Annotated in this window: 20 protein-coding genes and 1 other annotated feature; of the genes, 15 read left to right on the top strand and 5 right to left on the bottom strand. The window is 55.0% G+C overall.

Going from position 1 to position 17,139, the window contains the following annotated elements:
* Window positions 1-94: 94 nt before the first annotated feature.
* From ACTNB1_RS12535 to ACTNB1_RS12505, 7 genes are all read left to right on the top strand, one after another.
* Window positions 95-892, top strand: a complete 798-nt coding sequence (locus ACTNB1_RS12535) for a helix-turn-helix domain-containing protein (protein WP_002578724.1) — start codon at window positions 95-97, stop codon at window positions 890-892.
* A 24-nt stretch (window positions 893-916) separates the two neighbouring features.
* On the top strand, window positions 917-1,687 hold the full coding sequence (locus tag ACTNB1_RS12530; RefSeq protein WP_002578723.1) for a nucleoside phosphorylase: 771 nt from the start codon (window positions 917-919) through the stop codon (window positions 1,685-1,687).
* A 24-nt stretch (window positions 1,688-1,711) separates the two neighbouring features.
* The gene (ant(9), locus tag ACTNB1_RS12525) at window positions 1,712-2,488 is read left to right on the top strand and encodes an aminoglycoside nucleotidyltransferase ANT(9) (protein WP_087304113.1); all 777 of its coding nucleotides are present in this window, start codon (window positions 1,712-1,714) and stop codon (window positions 2,486-2,488) included.
* Between the two features lie 199 nt (window positions 2,489-2,687).
* Complete coding sequence (locus ACTNB1_RS12520; RefSeq protein ID WP_132587467.1) at window positions 2,688-2,819, top strand: zeta toxin family protein; 132 nt, start codon at window positions 2,688-2,690, stop codon at window positions 2,817-2,819.
* A gap of 87 nt (window positions 2,820-2,906) precedes the next feature.
* Window positions 2,907-3,944: an IS1595-like element ISSag10 family transposase gene (locus ACTNB1_RS12515; protein WP_002837184.1), complete on the top strand. Its 1,038-nt coding sequence runs from the start codon at window positions 2,907-2,909 to the stop codon at window positions 3,942-3,944.
* A 23-nt stretch (window positions 3,945-3,967) separates the two neighbouring features.
* On the top strand, window positions 3,968-4,462 hold the full coding sequence (gene lnu(C), locus ACTNB1_RS12510) for a lincosamide nucleotidyltransferase Lnu(C) (RefSeq protein ID WP_019543803.1): 495 nt from the start codon (window positions 3,968-3,970) through the stop codon (window positions 4,460-4,462).
* Window positions 4,463-4,966, top strand: coding sequence for a phosphotransferase-like protein (locus tag ACTNB1_RS12505; protein ID WP_441169890.1), 504 nt, complete (start codon window positions 4,463-4,465; stop codon window positions 4,964-4,966).
* 526 nt (window positions 4,967-5,492) lie between these two features.
* Here ACTNB1_RS12505 and ACTNB1_RS12500 read toward each other — a convergent pair.
* Window positions 5,493-6,074: a hypothetical protein gene (locus tag ACTNB1_RS12500; protein ID WP_441169885.1), complete on the bottom strand. Its 582-nt coding sequence runs from the start codon at window positions 6,072-6,074 to the stop codon at window positions 5,493-5,495.
* Window positions 6,075-6,229: 155 nt separating this feature from the next.
* Here ACTNB1_RS12500 and ACTNB1_RS12495 point away from each other — a divergent pair, with 155 nt between their 5' ends.
* Window positions 6,230-6,703, top strand: a complete 474-nt coding sequence (locus tag ACTNB1_RS12495) for an RNA polymerase sigma factor (RefSeq protein ID WP_441169883.1) — start codon at window positions 6,230-6,232, stop codon at window positions 6,701-6,703.
* Window positions 6,700-7,362 carry an anti-sigma factor family protein gene (locus ACTNB1_RS12490; protein WP_441169881.1) on the top strand — a complete coding sequence of 221 codons (663 nt, stop codon included), beginning with the start codon at window positions 6,700-6,702 and terminating at the stop codon, window positions 7,360-7,362. Before ACTNB1_RS12495 ends, ACTNB1_RS12490 begins: the two co-directional genes overlap by 4 nt.
* Window positions 7,363-7,425: 63 nt before the next feature.
* Here the strand turns inward: ACTNB1_RS12490 and ilvC are convergent, their stop codons facing one another.
* The 3 genes from ilvC to ilvB all read right to left on the bottom strand — a co-directional run bounded on the left by ilvC (window position 7,426) and on the right by ilvB (window position 11,077).
* Entirely contained in the window at window positions 7,426-8,445 is a 1,020-nt protein-coding gene (gene ilvC / locus ACTNB1_RS12485; protein WP_441169879.1) for a ketol-acid reductoisomerase, read from the bottom strand.
* A gap of 349 nt (window positions 8,446-8,794) precedes the next feature.
* On the bottom strand, window positions 8,795-9,352 hold the full coding sequence (gene ilvN / locus ACTNB1_RS12480) for an acetolactate synthase small subunit (RefSeq protein WP_441169878.1): 558 nt from the start codon (window positions 9,350-9,352) through the stop codon (window positions 8,795-8,797).
* 15 nt (window positions 9,353-9,367) lie between these two features.
* On the bottom strand, window positions 9,368-11,077 hold the full coding sequence (gene ilvB, locus ACTNB1_RS12475) for a biosynthetic-type acetolactate synthase large subunit (RefSeq protein ID WP_441169877.1): 1,710 nt from the start codon (window positions 11,075-11,077) through the stop codon (window positions 9,368-9,370).
* Between the two features lie 50 nt (window positions 11,078-11,127).
* Window positions 11,128-11,347, bottom strand: a binding site (T-box leader).
* Between the two features lie 367 nt (window positions 11,348-11,714).
* Here ilvB and rsxC point away from each other — a divergent pair.
* Genes rsxC through ACTNB1_RS12445 form a run of 6 tightly spaced genes read left to right on the top strand, consistent with a single transcriptional unit; the run spans window position 11,715 to window position 16,859 of the window.
* Window positions 11,715-13,061 carry an electron transport complex subunit RsxC gene (gene rsxC, locus ACTNB1_RS12470; RefSeq protein ID WP_441169876.1) on the top strand — a complete coding sequence of 449 codons (1,347 nt, stop codon included), beginning with the start codon at window positions 11,715-11,717 and terminating at the stop codon, window positions 13,059-13,061.
* A complete protein-coding gene (locus ACTNB1_RS12465; RefSeq protein WP_441169875.1) occupies window positions 13,058-14,122 on the top strand; it encodes an RnfABCDGE type electron transport complex subunit D in 1,065 nt (354 codons plus the stop codon). The genes rsxC and ACTNB1_RS12465 overlap by 4 nt, the downstream gene beginning before the upstream one ends.
* Window positions 14,123-14,125: 3 nt before the next feature.
* Window positions 14,126-14,683: an FMN-binding protein gene (locus ACTNB1_RS12460; protein ID WP_441169874.1), complete on the top strand. Its 558-nt coding sequence runs from the start codon at window positions 14,126-14,128 to the stop codon at window positions 14,681-14,683.
* 14 nt (window positions 14,684-14,697) lie between these two features.
* Complete coding sequence (gene rsxE / locus ACTNB1_RS12455; protein WP_441169873.1) at window positions 14,698-15,342, top strand: electron transport complex subunit RsxE; 645 nt, start codon at window positions 14,698-14,700, stop codon at window positions 15,340-15,342.
* Window positions 15,342-15,932: an electron transport complex subunit RsxA gene (rsxA, locus tag ACTNB1_RS12450; protein ID WP_130870965.1), complete on the top strand. Its 591-nt coding sequence runs from the start codon at window positions 15,342-15,344 to the stop codon at window positions 15,930-15,932. Before rsxE ends, rsxA begins: the two co-directional genes overlap by 1 nt.
* Before the next feature lie 15 nt (window positions 15,933-15,947).
* Entirely contained in the window at window positions 15,948-16,859 is a 912-nt protein-coding gene (locus ACTNB1_RS12445; RefSeq protein ID WP_441169872.1) for an RnfABCDGE type electron transport complex subunit B, read from the top strand.
* Window positions 16,860-16,922: 63 nt separating this feature from the next.
* Here the strand turns inward: ACTNB1_RS12445 and ACTNB1_RS12440 are convergent, their stop codons facing one another.
* Window positions 16,923-17,093 (bottom strand): DUF1540 domain-containing protein, encoded by a 171-nt coding sequence (locus tag ACTNB1_RS12440; protein ID WP_087343945.1) that lies wholly within the window; start codon window positions 17,091-17,093, stop codon window positions 16,923-16,925.
* Window positions 17,094-17,139: the final 46 nt, after the last annotated feature.

Here is a 17,139-nt window from a genome sequence, read left to right as displayed (position 1 = left end):
TGCGAGAATTGCATTTTGATGAAGTTTACACTTTGGAAATTGCATTTTTGCAATCATTCTGTATAATGGAAGTATGCGGAGGAGGTGCGTATCTATGGCTTTACCCGGAACACCCGGACAGCGGATTTCCGATTTATGCAACGGGAACCACATCACACAAAAGGAACTTGCGGAGAAGATAGGGGTTTCCGCTTCCCAGTTGAGCCGCATTGTCAGCGGCGAAACGAGAACGGTCAGCAGTGATATTCTCATAGGCGTGGCAAAGGAATTTAAGGTATCGACAGACTACATACTGGGCTTATCCACCGTGAGCGTCCGTAAAAGCTACGATATTTCTGAATTAGGCTTGTCCGAGGGAGCCGTGAGGGGGCTCGTGACGGGTGCTGTTGATGTGCAAATCCTCAACCGCCTGTTGGAACACAGGAATTTTCCTAAGCTGATAGATTTGATACGGATTTATTTTCAGGACACAGCGGCAAAAGGCATAACAGCAAGAAACCAGCTTATCGAGATAGCAACGGCTTCCCTGTCCGACCTGATGAAAGAACACCCGGAACACCGGGCGGAAGCAAAGCAGGATTTACAGCTTTTGAACGCCCAGAAGATGGGGGAACATGAGGCGGAGATTGAGAAAATCAAAAATGTGTTCCTTGCTATCCTGCGGGATATTAAGAAAGACATTGACAACGGGGAACAGCCGGGAGAAGCTGTGACCGCCGCGATGTTCCAAGCCATGCGGGACGCATTGGCGGAACAGAAGCAAAACCCGCTTTCCATTGACGATGTAGCGGCGATGGTTGCCGGACAGATCGGACAGCTTACGCCGATGGATGAAGAAACTGCCGACCTGTTCAAGCAGTTGGCAAAAAAGATGATGAAAGGAATAGAATAATAGCCTGTTATTCGAGATAATAATATGCCATTAGTAAAGCATGACTACCCTGTTTTAGAGTACGATACCGCATCAAAAGCTGTTTTTCAGCCGGGAAATGGGAAAAAATGTTTTCCTGCAAAAGCAGTGTTTGCTTTTTTAGGAGACGAGGTTGAAAATTATGCACATACCCATGATGGAATACAGATAGATGAATTTGAAAGTGCAACAAGACGATATCCTATTTATGAATGTCTTTATAATCAGGAGAAAATATGTCTATGTCCGGCTCCTGTGGGAAGTGCTGCTGCCGTCCAAGTTTTAGAATATTTAATTGCAGGGGGTGTAACAAAGATTATTTCCGTCGGCTCCTGTGGCGTATTGGAAGACATCCCGGAAAATAGATTTTTGATACCTGTTTCTGCATTGAGAGATGAGGGAACATCTTACCATTATCTTCCTCCCTCCCGAGAAGTAGAGATTTCAAAGGCTGGTATAAATGCGATTGAATCTGCTTTAAGCCAAAAGAATATACCATATTGGGAAGTTAAAACATGGACAACAGACGGTTTTTATCGAGAAACAGTAGAAATGGTTCAGTATCGGAAAGAAGAGGGATGTCAAGTAGTAGAAATGGAATGTTCCGCATTGGCGGCGTGTGCAAAATTTAGAAAAGTTACATGGGCTATGCTGCTTTTTTCAGCCGATACTCTTGCAGACCCTCATAAATACCAAGAAAGAGAATGGGGAAAAACAAGTATATCCATAGCCTTAGAATTAGCCTTAGACGCTGTTTTATCAGTTGTTGAGGAGTAAAAATAAATACATATAGGAGTTACAATGAATATAAATGAATTTCCACAACAAGTAAATCAAGTTATTTCAATAGCAGAAACCATATTACAAGATCAAATATTGGGGATATATTTATATGGTTCAGCAACAATGAATGGGCTGCGTCCAGATAGTGATATAGATATACTGATAATTACTAAACAAGAATTGAGTAATTCAATCAGAGCAGATCTAACAAAGCAATTATTGAAAATTTCTGGCTCCGTAGGCTGTATTGAAAAAAGACCTTTAGAGGTAACTATTATCAATCAATCTGATATTGTTCCGTTGCAATTTCCGCCAAAATGTCAGTATATGTATGGTGAATGGCTAAGGGGAGAGATGGAAGCAGGAGAATATCCGCAAGCCTGCAATGACCCAGATATAATGATTTTATTATGGCAAGCAAGAAAAAATAGCATAACTTTGAAGGGGGCGGAAAGCAAAGAGCTTATTCCCGCTATCCCATTTCACGAAATTAAAAAAGCAATTCGGTTTTCTTTACCTGGTTTGATTTCCAGCTTTAAGGGTGATGAAAGAAATGTGTTATTAACCTTATCACGAATGTGGTTTACTTTAGTAACAGAAGAAATCACGACAAAAGATGTTGCCGCAAAATGGGTAATTTTAAAATTGCCGGAGAGATTTTCCCCCCTGCTAACAACGGCAAAGGAAGCTTATTTGGGAAATTTGTCTGATGAATGGGAGACAGTAGAAAAGGAAGCGATGGCACTTGTAGAATATATGAAAAAACAAATTGAGGAATTACTTAGAACAGAGTAGCAAAGTTAGCGGGGCCAATCAACGGTCAAGATGAACGGCGCATAAATGCGCCGCCGTTGACAGTCCCGCCCGTCTTTGCTGATGGGCAATCAAGGCGGGAAAGCCCTAAAATGGCTTCCCGCCCATTTCAATCTTGAGAGAAGAAACGCTCCAAAATCAGAAAGAGAGCGGTAAATCTGAATTGCGAGGGAGAATGTAGATGAATCAAGGAAGAATTATTGTGATTACAGGTTCGCCGGGAACAGGAAAGACAACAACTGCGTCGATTGTCGCAAAAGAATCGAACATGGATAAATCTGTGCATATGCACACAGACGACTTTTTTCATTAGGCTCTGTCACAACAAATGGTTGATTTTTGACGAGAAATAGCGTATAATAATAGTAAGAAACAGTACCACCGAAGGAGGTAATTGGATATGCCTACTATCAAAGACGCATTAGATATTATCGGTAAGTTGACTGTCGCAGAGCAGGAAAGCCTTAAAACAATGCTTTTAAGTCCTGCCTTTGTAAAGTCTTTGAATATTGAAGATTTCGTAGCAAAGGAACGCTTTGCAAATGGTCGTGTATGCCCTCTTTGTGGCTGTATCCATGTGGTTCGCAATGGTCATCGTAAAGATGGCACACAGCGATATGTATGTAAGGATTGTGGCAAGTCCTTCGTGATTGCTACGAACTCCATTGTGTCTGGTACAAGAAAAGACTTGTCCGTGTGGGAGCAGTACATTGATTGTATGATGAATGGCTTATCCATTCGTAAGACTGCTGTTGCTTGTGGGATTCACAGAAACACCGCATTCCTTTGGAGACACAAGATTTTGGATGCACTTCAGAATATGGCAGACGATGTTACCCTTGACGGCATTATTGAGGCTGACGAAACTTTTTTCGCCATCTCGTACAAGGGCAATCATAGCAAGAGTAAGACATTTGCTATGCCACGCAAGGCTCATAAGCGTGGTCATTCTACACATATCAGAGGCTTGTCCCAAGAAAAGGTATGTGTTCCTTGTGCGGTTAATAGGAATGGCTTGTCTATCTCCAAGATTACGAATACTGGTAGAGTTTCTACAAGAGATTTACATCATATTTATGATGGTAGGATTAAGACCAATTCCACTCTTGTTACGGACAAGATGAACTCCTATGTGAGATTTACAAATGCCAATGGCATTGACCTTGTGCAGTTAAAGACTGGCAAAGCCAAGAAAGGCATTTATAATATCCAACATATCAATAGCTACCATAGCCAGCTAAAGAGGTTTATGCGTGGCTTTAACGGTGTTTCTACCAAGTATCTGAACAACTATCTTGTGTGGAATAACCTTGTAAATTACGCCAAAGAAAGCGACATGGAGAAAAGGAACATCTTCTTAACTTTCGTTTTGGCAACATTGAAAACTGCTAAATGCAGAGATTTATCAAACAGACCAGCAGTTCCTCTGGTCGCCTAATTAGAATTTGTGGAGATGATAAGATGGTCAATATAACAGATGTAAAACAGATTCTTCAATTTGCAATAGATGCGGAGATTAAAGTCTTTCTTGATGGTGGCTGGGGTGTAGATGCTCTTCTTGGATATCAGTCAAGAGCCCATAATGATATTGACATTTTTGTAGAAAAGAACGATTATCAGAACTTTATAGAAATAATGAAAGCTAATGGCTTTTATGAGATTAAGATGGAATATACAACATTGAACCATACTGTATGGGAAGATTTGAAAAACAGAATTATTGATTTGCATTGTTTTGAATATACGGACGAAGGTGAAATTCTTTATGATGGGGATTGTTTTCCGGTAGAAACTTTTTCGGGTAAAGGAAGAATTGAGGAAATAGAGGTTTCCTGTATTGAACCATATAGTCAAGTAATGTTCCATCTGGGATACGAGTTTGATGAAAATGATGCACATGATGTGAAGTTATTGTGTGAGACACTTCATATCGAAATTCCAAATGAGTATAGATAACTGCAAATAACAGTTTGTAGGGGAGTTCTGATACTCCCCTATAAAAATGGCTATTTATCAACTGTTTGTTGTGACATAGCCTTTCATTATTTAAGCAAAGGAGCAATACCGCCGCATTTACCAGAGTCCAACGAACAAAATTTAGTTGTCATTGAAGCCTTTTTAGAAGCTGCAAAGCGCTATGCCCGCGGCGGATATGATGTAATTGTAGATGGAATTGTCGGGCCGTGGTTTTTAGAACCATGGAGAGCCCTTGTTCGAGAAGATTATGAAGTACACTATATTGTTTTAAGAGCCAGTAAAGAAGAAACTATGAAACGAGCTGTGGAACGCTCAAAATTAGACAGAAAAACAAATGTTGAATTAGTAGAAACAATGTGGGAGCAATTTTGTAATTTGGGGATATATGAATCGAATGTTATAGAAACGACAACCTATTCTATCCAAGAGGCTGTTTTTGCAGTAAAAGAAAAAATTTCAAGTGGAGCCGCATTGCTATCTTAAACGATTTCTAAAAATCGAAATTTCATTTATCAGAGAAATAGCAAAGGCAGCCAAGCCAGTCAACGGTCAAAATGAGCGGCGCATTTCATGCGCCGCCGTTGACAGTCCCGCCCGTCTTTGCAGATGGGCAATCAAGGAGGGAAAGCCCTAAAATGGCTTCCCGCCCATTTCATTATGAGAAAAGAAACGCTCCAAAATCAGAACGAGAGCGGCCAAGCACTTTGAGGGATTGGCCGCCTTGTCCACCCATTCAGCGGGACGGCGGGTGGCGGTCAAGGCCGGGTGTAAACCCGTTCATTTCAGCCTTGACGGTTGCCCGCTGTCCTGTTACTTTTCCGGGAGTGTAGCCACAACTTCGGGACACTTTGTCCACAAGTCGGAGCGTAGGACGAGGGACGGGGGCTTTCATATACGCCCAGTCTGCTGTTGAAACCAGACCTGTGCTTGCGGCTCCACGCCACGCAAGCACAGCCCTGTTTTCCTGCCGCTTCAAATGCCCTTGCCCTCCCCGGCGGCAACGGCATTTTCACGGCAACGCCGGCAGAGCGTATAACACACTACACTTTGCTTCGCAAAGTCGTGTGCCAAATGGGGGCGTTGCCCCCTTTGGAAACCCCCACAAGAAAAGGCGGTACGCTACCCCTCCACGGGGCGCATACCGCCTTTTCTTGTTATCCAGCCCTCCGGCTGTATCGGTTGAGCAAAAGTCCGCGTGGGATTGATGTGGTATCTTTAACTTTGGGAAACTCGGGGAGCGGTCCTGATACCAGTACCAGCCCTGGGTGGGCACCGTGTAGTCCAGCCCATCGTCCTCCAGCAGGGGGATGATGGACTCCATCACAGTGGTGGGCAGGTCGTCCAAAGGCAGAGCCTGCCAGTCCGTCCGCCCGGCCAGCTCCGCCGCCAGAGCCTCCCCGTTCTCCGGGGCGAAAGCCAGGACGATACAGGATTCTCCATCTCCGTGGAAACCTCCGTGGGTGTCAAGGTCAGTGATGACGTCTCCCTCCGGCAGGGACAGGTCCAGTACCTGAGATACCTCTTTGACCGGCGAGGCGGTACATGCTGCCAGCAAAAGCACCGGCAGGAGCAGCAGCAGTCGTTTCAGCATGGGCGAAGCCCCCTTTCTGCCCTACAGGATACCACAGACTATATCATAAATCAATGAAAATTTATTGAAAAACAATATAACATCCGTGAGAGGAATTTGTTTTGTAACGATCGGACGACATGCGCGTCATATAGGCGGAAAGCGAGGTGGTGTGGATGGATTTTGACCAGCTGTATGAGGAGCAATTCCCCATGGTGTACCGCTATCTGATGGGGCTCTGCGGGAACCGGGCGCTGGCGGAGGAACTGGCCCAGGAGACCTTCTGCCGTGCCATTGAACACAGCGGCTCCTTTCAGGGGAAATGCAGGCTGTCGGTCTGGCTGTGCCAGATCGGGAAAAACTGCTGGCTCTCCTATCTGCGAAAAACCAAACGGCAGGCGGGGGACGGGGCGCTGGAGGGAATGACCTCTCCTCAGAATGTGGAGGAGGACTTGCTGGTCCGGGAAAGCGCCCGGCAAATCCACCGGCGGCTCCACGCCCTGCCGGAGCCCTACCGTGAGGTGTTCACCCTGCGGGTCTTTGCGGAGCTGCCCTTTGGACAGATCGGGGAGTTGTTCGGAAAGTCGGAAAACTGGGCCAGAGTGACCTATTACCGTGCCAAACAGAAAATCAAGGAGGGATTAGGATGAAATGTGAGATCATTCGGGATTTATTGCCCCTGTACTGCGACGGGCTGTGCAGCGAGGCCAGCAGGCAGGAGATCGAGGCCCATACGGCGCAATGTGAGGGGTGCCGCACCTGCCTGGCGGAGATGAAGGGTGAGGATGCTCCGGTAACTCTGCCCGACCCGGAGCCGGAGACGGAGGCCCGTGTGCTGCGGGGCGTGAAAAAGAAGTTTTCCCACCGGCGCCGTCGGGCGGTTTTGCTGACTGCGGTGGTCATGCTTCTCTTTTCCATCGTTCTGGTGGGCGCGGCCGATGTGCAGCAGCCGGTGCCCTATACCGACGGTCTGGTGACGGCGGAGCTGGCGGTGGATGAGGTGATCGACCTCTACTATCATGGAGGAAACTATGACTCCTTCCACGGATTCAGCCGGGAGGTGGACGGGCGGAACGCGGTTTTCCTGTATTTTGACCGCACCATCCTTTCCAACGTGACGCCGTCTGGGGAGAACCATTTGTGCATCGGAAACGGGCTGCTGACCGACTTCAGAACGGCCTGCTATCAGGTAGACCGGGAGGTGGACGCGGTCTACTATCTGGTGGGGGACTATGTAGAGCTGCCCGGCCTGAGCCAGGCGGAATTTGAACAGGCGATGGAGGGCGCCGTGCTCCTGTGGGAGCGCTGAAGCGCCCGAAGGTAAGAAAAAAGGGTACGGCCGCGGCCGTACCCTTTTTTGAATGGCTGTCAATTAGTTGGAAGCGGTGTCCAGGTCCTTGTCGCCGCCCCAGATCATGTTCTTGCGCAGCTCCTCGCCCACGATCTCCATCTGGTGCTTCTTCAGCTGAGCACGCTTGGAGTTGAAGAAGGTGCGGCCGTTCTTGTTCTCGGCGATCCACTTGCCGGCGAAGGTGCCGTCCTGGATGTCGGAGAGTACAGCCTTCATGTTCTTCTTGGTCTCCTCATAGGGGAGGACACGAGGACCGGAGACGTACTCGCCGTACTCAGCGGTGTCGGAGATGGAGTAGTTCATAGCAGCCACGCCGCCCTTGTTGATCAGGTCGATGATCAGCTTCATCTCGTGGATGCACTCGAAGTAGGCGTTCTCGGGCTCGTAACCGGCCTCCACCAAAGTCTCGAAGCCGCAGCGCATCAGATCCACCACGCCGCCGCACAGAACAGCCTGCTCGCCGAACAGGTCGGTCTCGGTCTCGTCGTGGAAGGTGGTCTCCATCACGCCGGCCCGGGCGCCGCCGATACCGGCGATGTAAGCCAGAGCGATCTTATAGGCGTTGCCGGTGGCGTTCTGCTCCACAGCAACCAGGCAGGGCACGCCCTTGCCGGCCACATAGGTGGAGCGGACGGTGTGGCCGGGGCCCTTGGGGGCAGCCATGAACACGTCAACGCCGGCGGGAGGAACGATCTGCTGATAGCGGATGTTGAAGCCGTGAGCGAAAGCCAGGGCCTTGCCCTCGGTCATGTAGGGGGCGATGTCCTTCTTATAGACCTCAGCCTGGACCTCGTCGTTGATGAGCATCATCACGATGTCGCCCCACTCAGCGGCCTCGGGAACGGTCTTGACCTGCAGGCCGGCCTGCTCGGCCTCAGCCCAACGCTTGGAGCCCTGACGCAGGCCCACGCAGACCTCGCAGCCGGAATCCTTCAGGTTGAGGGCATGGGCGTGGCCCTGGGAGCCATAGCCGATAATCGCGATCTTCTTACCATTCAGGTAGGACAGGTCACAGTCCTTCTCGTAATACATCTTAGCCATACGCTTTGCACTCCTTTATAATATGGTGTGGATTCTTTGTTCCCGATGATAGCACAGCGGGGACAAAAAGAATGATAAGCATGATACAATCTGCAAAAAGATTTCGCAGGTGTGGAAAAGTTACAGGAAATTCTTGCCCAGGTTAAACTCGGCCTGTTCCTTGTTCTCGTCGCTGATGGTGTAGGCGCCGCGCTCCAGGGCCGTTCCCAAATGCGCAGGCGCATTTGGGAGCCCTCCAGGCGGATTTGACATCCTCGGCGGAAGTGAATTCCGCCTGCGGCAAGGTTTTGCTGCGCAAAACGCTTGGACGCCGCACAGCGGCGGGCCGCCGTTGGCGGCCTGGTGGCCCTTACAGGAAGTTCTTGCCCAGATTGAACTCGGCCTGTTCTTTGTTCTCGTCGCTGATGGTGTAGGCGCCGCGCTCCAGGGCCACCATGCCGGTACGCACCAGCTCCAGAATGCCGAAGGCCTCCAGCAGCTTCTGCATGGCCTCTGCCTTGCTCTCGTCGCCGATGAGGGCCAGAGTGAGGGATTTGAGGGACACGTCGATGATGGAAGCCCGGAAGATGTTGGCGATCTGGATGACCTCGTTGCGGATATCATGGGTCTCGGCCTTCACCTTGAACATGACCAGCTCACGGCGGATGGACCGCTCAGGCAGCAGCTCCTGCACGGAGTAGACGGGGAACTGCTTGCGCAGCTGATTCATGATCTGCTCGATCATGGGCGCGTCGGCCATGACCTCGATGGTGATACGGGACACGGTGGGGTCGTCGGTGGTGCCCACGGCCAGAGATTCGATGTTATAGCCCTTCCGGGAGAACAGCCGGGAGACCTGGCTCAGCACGCCGGCGGAGTTTTCGACCAGCACCGAGAGGGTGCGGCGGGTCACATTGGTTTCACTCATGTTCCACGCCCTCCTTTAATCCAGAATGAAGTCGGTGACCGGAGTACCGGCGGAGACCATGGGGTGGACCATGGCGTCCTTGTCGATGGCGCACTCGATCACGTAGGGTTTGCCCGCGGCCACCGCCCGGCGGAAAGCGGCCTCAAATTCAGGCTGGCTAGCAGCCCGCTCTCCCTGGATGCCGTAGGCCTCCGCCAGCTTCACGAAGTCGGGGCCGCGATCCAGGTCGGTCTGGGAGAAGCGCTTATTGTAGATCAGGTTCTGCCACTGACGGACCATGCCCAGGGTGCGGTTGTTGAAGATCACGGTGATGACGGGGATGTTATAGTGCTCGGCGGTGCACAGCTCATGGCAGTTCATGCGGAAGCAGCCGTCGCCGGTGCACTGGACCACCACCTTGCCCGGGTTGCCCACGGCGGAGCCCATGGCGGCGCCCAGGCCGAAGCCCATGGTGCCGAAGCCGCCGGAGGTGATGAACTGGCCGGGACGGGAGAAGTGGTAGTACTGGGCGCACCACATCTGGTGCTGGCCCACGTCGGTGACGATGATGGCGTCCCCGTCGGTGACGTCCTGGATGGTCTCCAGGATCTCGTGGGGGTGGAGGATGTTGTCCTTTTTCAGCGGGATCTCCTTGTGGGAGAACACCCACTCCTTCCACTCGGGGTAGTCGTGGGCGGGCAGCTTGGCGTTGAGCAGCTCCAGTACCCGGCGGGCGTCGCCGATGATGTGGTGGTCGGTGACCACGTTCTTGTCGATCTCCGCCCGGTCAATATCAATATGTACGATCTTGGCGTTGGGAGCGAAGGTGGCCGGGTCGGTGGCCACCCGGTCGGAGAACCGGCAGCCGATGGCGATCAGCAGGTCGCACTGGTCGCTGGCGTGGTTAGAGGCGTGGGAGCCGTGCATGCCGATCATGCCGGTGAACAGGGGGTGATTGCCCGGGCAGGCGCCGCCACCCATGATGGTGGAGGCCACCGGAGCGTTGAGGGTCTCAATAAACTTGCGGAACTCGGGTACAGCGCCCCGGGAGCGGATCACGCCGCCGCCCACCAGCACCAGGGGCCGGCGGGCCTCCTCGATCATGTCCAGCAGGGTCTGGATATCGCCGGCGTCGGGCTCAGGAGCCTTCAGGTCGTGGCTGGCCCGGCGGAGCATGGCGCCCAGCCGGCCGTGGTTGGCGTGCTCAGCCAGAGGCAGAGGCTCGTAGTCGGCTTCGGCGGCGGTGACGTTCTTGGCGATGTCCACCAGAACAGGGCCGGGCCGGCCGGAGCGGGCGATGGCAAAAGCCTCCCGCAGCACGTCGGCCAACTGGTTGGGATCCTTCACCAGGTAGTTGCACTTGGTGATGGGCATGGTAATGCCGGTGATGTCCACCTCCTGGAAGGAGTCCTTGCCGATGAGGTTCTCGCTGACGTTGCAGGTGATGAACACGACGGGGGAGGAGTCGTAGTAGGCGGTGGCGATGCCGGTGGTCAGATTGGTGGCGCCGGGGCCGGAAGTGGCGAAGCACACGCCCACCTTGCCGGTGGAACGGGCATAGCCGTCGGCGGCGTGAGAGGCGCCCTGCTCATGGGCGGTAAGGATATGGCGGATCTTCTGCTTGTAGCCGTGAAGTTCAAACTCGTCGTATACATTTAAGATCGTGCCGCCGGGGTAGCCGAATACCGTGTCCACCCCCTGCTCAAGCAGGCACTCCATCAAAATCTGGGCAGTTTTCATTCTCATGGGTTGGTAGACCTCCTTTGATCTAGAATAAAACATGGCGGCTTCGTCCCTGATAGGACGAAGCCGCCATGTGCTCCGTGGTACCACCTAACTTCGCGGGCCAGGCCCGCGCACTCGTGCCCCGATAACGGAGGGTGACCGTTTCCGCCTACCGATCTTCGGCGGAACTGCTCCCGGGTGACCTTCCGGATCGGCCTCACGGGAGCTTACACCAGCCGCTCCCTCTCTGCGCTTGCGCGCCGCCCGTACTGTCCCGGTCATCGCTTTTGACCTTCGTGTGGTGCACGAAAGATAGATTGTAAAATATGATAGCCTTCCCCAATAAGTTTGTCAATCCAATCCAGGACAGTTTTTGAACTTCTACATTTTAAACAAGTAAAGTGCGGCTTTAGCGGACAAAAATTTTCGCATCCATCAAAAAGTAAACTGTGCGGTGTAGTGCCTTCTGAGCAGGATATTTTATGGAAAAAACCGAAAAAGAAAATAAAACTAAGCGGTTTAAAAGAAAAACGAAAGAAAAATGTTAGATTTGGCTAGACATTTTCGAGTGATTGCGATATGATTATTCTGTTTGAAATACCGGTCAAACGACTCAGAAAAATGACCCGTGTGTGGGTCAGATTTGCGAGGTGGACCTATGAAGCAAAGCTTTTACGGCGGCGTGCACCCCCATGACCGGAAGGAGCTGGCACGCCACAAGGAGATAGCGCCGCTGAGCGCGCCTCCCAAGCAGGTGGTCATCGCTATGGCGATGCACATCGGCGCCCCCTGTAAGCCCATCGTTGCGGTGGGCGACCATGTCAAGGTGGGTCAGAAGATCGGCGAGATCGCCGGTCTGGGTGCCCCCATCCATGCCTCCGTCTCCGGCGAGGTGAAGGCCATCGAGCCCCGTCCTTATGTGGGCGGCGGCAAGATGATGTCGGTGGTGATCGAGAACGACTTCCAGGATACCTGGGGGAGCGAGCTCGAGCCTCATCCCGACTACTCCAAGCTGAGCACCGACGAGATCGTCAACATCGTCAAGGAAGCCGGCATCACCGGTATGGGCGGCGCCGGATTCCCCGCCCATGTGAAGATCAGCTCCGGTATCGGCAAGGTGGACACTCTGATCCTCAACGGTGCAGAGTGCGAGCCCTACATCACCGCTGACCACCGCCTCATGCTTGAGCAGGGCGAGCGGGTCATCGGCGGCGCCCGGATCCTGATGCAGGCCTTTGGCCTGAAGAGCGCCGTTATCGGCGTGGAGGCCAACAAGGAGGACGCCATCGAGCACCTGAAGGCGCTGGTTGGCGGCAAGGGCGATGTGCAGGTGGAGAGCCTGCGCACCCGTTACCCCCAGGGCGCTGAGAAGCAGCTGATCCAGCGGATCACCGGCCGCGAGGTGCCTCCCGGAGGCCTGCCCGCCCATGTGGGCTGCGCCGTGTTCAACGTGGGCACTGCCGCCGCGGTGTATGACGCCGTGGTGGAGGGCAAGCCTGTGACCCACCGTGTGCTCACCGTCACCGGCGACGCCATCAAGGAGCCCAAGAACCTGCTGGTTCCCCTGGGCACCTCCTTCCAGTACCTGATCGACGAGGCCAAGGGCTTCAAGGAAGATCCCGACCGCATCCTCACCGGCGGCCCCATGATGGGTATCGCCCAGTACAACCTGGACGTGACCTGCATCAAGGGCACCAACGCGGTGCTCTGCCTCACCAAGCATGAGGCCGCTCCCGTTGTGGAGGAGGAGGTCTGCCTGCGCTGCGCCCGCTGCGTCAACGTCTGCCCCATGCACCTGACTCCCGTGTACATGCATCTGTACGCCGAGAAGGGCATGTGGAAAGAGGCTGAGGCCCTCAATGTCATGGACTGCATCGAGTGCGGTTCCTGCAACTACATCTGCCCCGCCCGCATCCACCTGGTCCAGTCCTTCCGCGTGACCAAGGGTGAGCTGCGCAACCTGGCGGCCAAAGAGAAAGCGGCAAAGGAGGCGGCCAAAGCATGAACGAAGAGAAAAAGCTCAATCTGACGGTGGCTTCGTCTCCCCACGTGGCCTCCCCCATTGATACCCAGAACCTGATGCGGGACGTGCTCATCGCCCTGGTGCCCGCTCTGGTGTTCGGCGTGGTGTTCTTCGGCCCCCGTGCCCTGGTCGCCACCATCATCTCCGTGCTGGCCTGCGAGTTCTTCGAGTGGGCCTACCGCAAGCTGATGCACAAATCCTGCTCCAACGGAGACCTGTCCGCCGCCGTCACCGGCGTGCTGCTGGCCTTCGTGTGCGCGCCCACCCTGCCTTACTGGATGCTCATCATCGGTGACTTCTTCGCCATCGTGGTGGTCAAGCAGCTGTTCGGCGGCCTGGGCCAGAATTTCATGAACCCCGCTCTGGGCGGCCGTGCCTTCCTGATGCTGTGCTACCCTGTGGCCATGAGCGCCAACTGGATCGTGCCCGGCATCGGCGCCGACAAGTGGGCCGGTCTGCTCTCCGGCTCCGTCACCATGACCGGCGCCGACGTGGTCACCGGCGCCACTCCTCTGGGCGCCGACTTCATGCACAAGGGCCTGCTGCCCGACGCCTCCATCCTGGACGCCTTCGTGGGCAATGTGGGCGGCTGTATCGGTGAGATCTCCGCCCTGGCTCTGCTGGTGGGCGGCCTGTACCTCATCGCCCGGGGCGTGATCCGGGCCCGCATCCCCGTGGCCTACATCGCCACCGTGGCTGTACTTACCTTTATCTTCCCCAAGGGCGACGCCGACCGCCTGACCTGGATGGCCTATCAGCTGTTCTCCGGCGGTCTGTTCCTGGGCGCCTTCTTCATGGCTACCGACTATGTCACCAGCCCCGTCACCAAGAAGGGCGAGATCATCTTCGGCATCGGCTGCGGCCTGCTGACCGTGTTCATCCGCTACTTCGGCGGCTATCCCGAGGGCGTGAGCTACTCCATCCTGATCATGAACTGCTGCGTGTGGCTCATTGACAAGGTGGGCAAGCCCAACCGCTACGGCGTGACCAAGGAAATGATGGCTGCCGCCAAGGCCGCCAAGAAAGCCGGGAAGGAGGGCTAAACCATGAGCGAAACTGCAACCAAGAAGAAAGAGCCTGGGATGGCCACTCTGGTCGTCGTGCTCTTTGCCATCTGTGCGGTCACGGCCCTGCTGCTGGGCCTGACCAACTATGTGACCGCTCCCTTTATTGCGGCCAACAACGAAAAGACCACCCAGGCCGCCATGGCCGCGGTACTGCCGTCCGACAGCTATGAGAAGGTCACCGATCAGTACACCGGCGGCGACGCCACGGTGGAGGATATCTACAAGGCCGGGGACGCCGGCTATGTAGTGCAGGTGAAGCCTGCCACCTCCTTCAGCGGCACGCTGACCGTCATGGTGGGCGTGGGCCCCGACGGCGCCTGCACCGGCATTTCCATCGTCAAGACCGGCGAGACCTCCGGCCTGGGCTCCAACGCCAGCAAGCCTGACTGGCAGGCCCAGTTTGTGGGCAAGACCGGTGAGGTCAAGGTGACCAAGGACGGCGGCGAGATCAACGCCATCACCGGCGCCACCATCACCTCCCGCGGCGTGTCCGAGGCCGTTACCAGCGCCATCGCCGCCGCGGCCAGCATGGGCTAAGGAGGTAGTGTGAAATGAACGTGAAAAAGCAATTCATGGACGGTATGTTCTACCAGAACCCCGTTACCGTCCAGCTGCTGGGCATGTGTTCCACCATGGCCATCACCACCACGCTGTTCAACGGCCTGGGCATGGGTGTGTCCGTGCTGGTCATTCTGACCCTGGCCAACATCATCATCGCCGCGCTGCGGAAGATCATCCCCAACAACATCCGGATCGCCTGCTTCATCGTGGTCATCGCCGGCTTCGTTACCATCGTTGACCTGTGCCTGCAGGCCTTCCTGCCCTCCCTGTCCGCCAGCCTGGGCCTGTTCATCCCGCTGATCGTGGTGAACTGTATCATTCTGGGCCGCGCCGAGTCCTTCGCCTACAAGAACGGCGTGGTGGCTTCCGCCATTGACGGCATTTTCCAGGGCCTGGGCTACACCGTGATTCTGGTGATCATGTGCGTCATCCGTGAGTTCCTGGGCAACGGCACCTTCGGCGGCGGTATCCTGAACGGCGGCGACGGTATCCGTATCCTGCCCGAGAGCATTCCCGCTCTGGGCATGATCCTGCCGGTGGGCGGCTTCATTACGCTGGCCTGCCTGATCGCCGCCATGCAGTACATGCTCCGCCCCAAGGACAACAAGAAAAAGACTGAGGAGGTGGCCAAGTAATGGATTGGGCACAACTGTTTACCGTGGCCCTGGGCGCCATCCTGGTCAATAACTTCATCGTGGCCCAGTTCCTGGGCATCTGCCCCTTCATGGGCGTCTCCAAGAAGGTGGAGACCGCCTCCGGTATGGGCATGGCCGTTATCTTCGTCATGGGCCTGGCCTCCGCCATCTGCTGGCCCATCAACGCCTTCATCCTGGTGCCTCTGGGCCTGACCTTCATGCAGACCGTGACCTACATTCTGGTCATCGCCGCCCTGGTGCAGTTCATCGAGATGTTCCTGAAGAAGTCCATGCCCTCCCTGTACGAGGCCCTGGGCGTGTACCTGCCCCTGATCACCACCAACTGCGCGGTGCTGGGCGTGGTGCTGCAGAACACCCAGAACAGCTATGATTTCATCACCAGCGTGGTGTACGGCATCACCGGCGGTATCGGCTTCCTGCTGGTCATCGTGATCTTCGCCAGCATCCGGGAGCGGATGGAGTTCTCCGAGTGCCCCAAGGCCTTTGAGGGCTTCCCCATCGCCCTGATGGCCGCCGGTCTGGTGGCCCTGGCCTTCCTGGGCTTCTCCGGCCTGAAGGTCTTTGGTTAAGGGAGGCGGAAGAGTATGAATACAGTTATTTTTGCCGTTGTGGTCCTGGCTGTGCTGGGCGCCATCTTCGGCCTGGTGCTGGCCATTGCCGCCAAGGTGTTCGCCGTTGAGGTGGACCCCAAGGAAGAGGCTGTGCTGGCCTGCCTGCCCGGCGCCAACTGCGGCGGCTGCGGCTACCCCGGCTGCTCCGGCTACGCCGCTGCCGTGGCCAAGGGCATCGCTCCTGTCAACGCCTGCGCCGCCGGCGGCGAGGCTGTGGCCGCCCAGATCGGTGAGATCATGGGCGTGTCCGCCGGCGCTGCGGTGAAGCAGATCGCCCAGGTGCACTGCACCGGCTGCGGTCAGAACTACAAGCAGTACAAGTATGTGGGCCTCCACGACTGCGTGGCCGCCTCCAAGCTGCCCGGCGGCGGCGACCTGAGCTGCTCCTACGGCTGCCTGGGCCTGGGTTCCTGCGAGAAGGTCTGTCCCTTCGACGCCATCCACGTCATCGACGGCGTGGCCAAGGTGGACGAGGAGAAGTGTAAGGCCTGCAACAAGTGCGTGGACGTGTGCCCCCGGCACATCATCGCCCTGGAGCCCTACAAGACCAAGCGTCACGTCACTATTCCCTGCTCCTCCCACGATAAGGGTGTGGATGCCCGGAAGGTGTGCGACAACGGCTGTATCGGCTGCTCCCTGTGTGCCAAGAACTGCCCCAAGGAAGCCATCACCATGGTCAACAACCTGGCCGTTATCGACTACGAGAAGTGCATCGGCTGCGGCATCTGCGCTCAGAAGTGCCCCCGCAAGCTGATCACCGTGGACGGCAAGGTGCCCGAGGTGAAGCCCGCGGCTCCCAAGGCGGCTCCCGCTGCTGCCGCCAAGCCCGCCGCTCCCGCGGCGGAGGCTCCCAAGGCCGAGGCTTCTGCTGAGACCAAGGAGTAAGAAACAATAAAAAATCAGGACCTGCAGATTGACTTGCAGGTCCTGATTTTTTTGTTCAGGCGCTCAGTGCTGGCCCAGCTGGAAGGAGGCGCACTCGGTGGAGGCGCACTTGGTGGCGTTGGGCTCGCAGCAGCCGACCTTGATCTCGTTCAGGGTGCAGTAGTTCTGGCCCTGGCAGTGATGGGCGCAGCTGGACACGGAGCACTTGATGCTGTTGTTAGGGGTCTGATTCATGGAATAATTCCTCCTTGTTTCCGTGGTACGCTACTAGTGTGCCCGG

This window comes from Flavonifractor sp. HCP28S3_F3 (assembly GCF_052065355.1).
GTDB lineage: Bacteria > Bacillota > Clostridia > Oscillospirales > Oscillospiraceae > Flavonifractor.
Note: the sequence above shows the minus strand (reverse complement) of the source record. Positions and strands in the feature narration are given on the sequence as shown.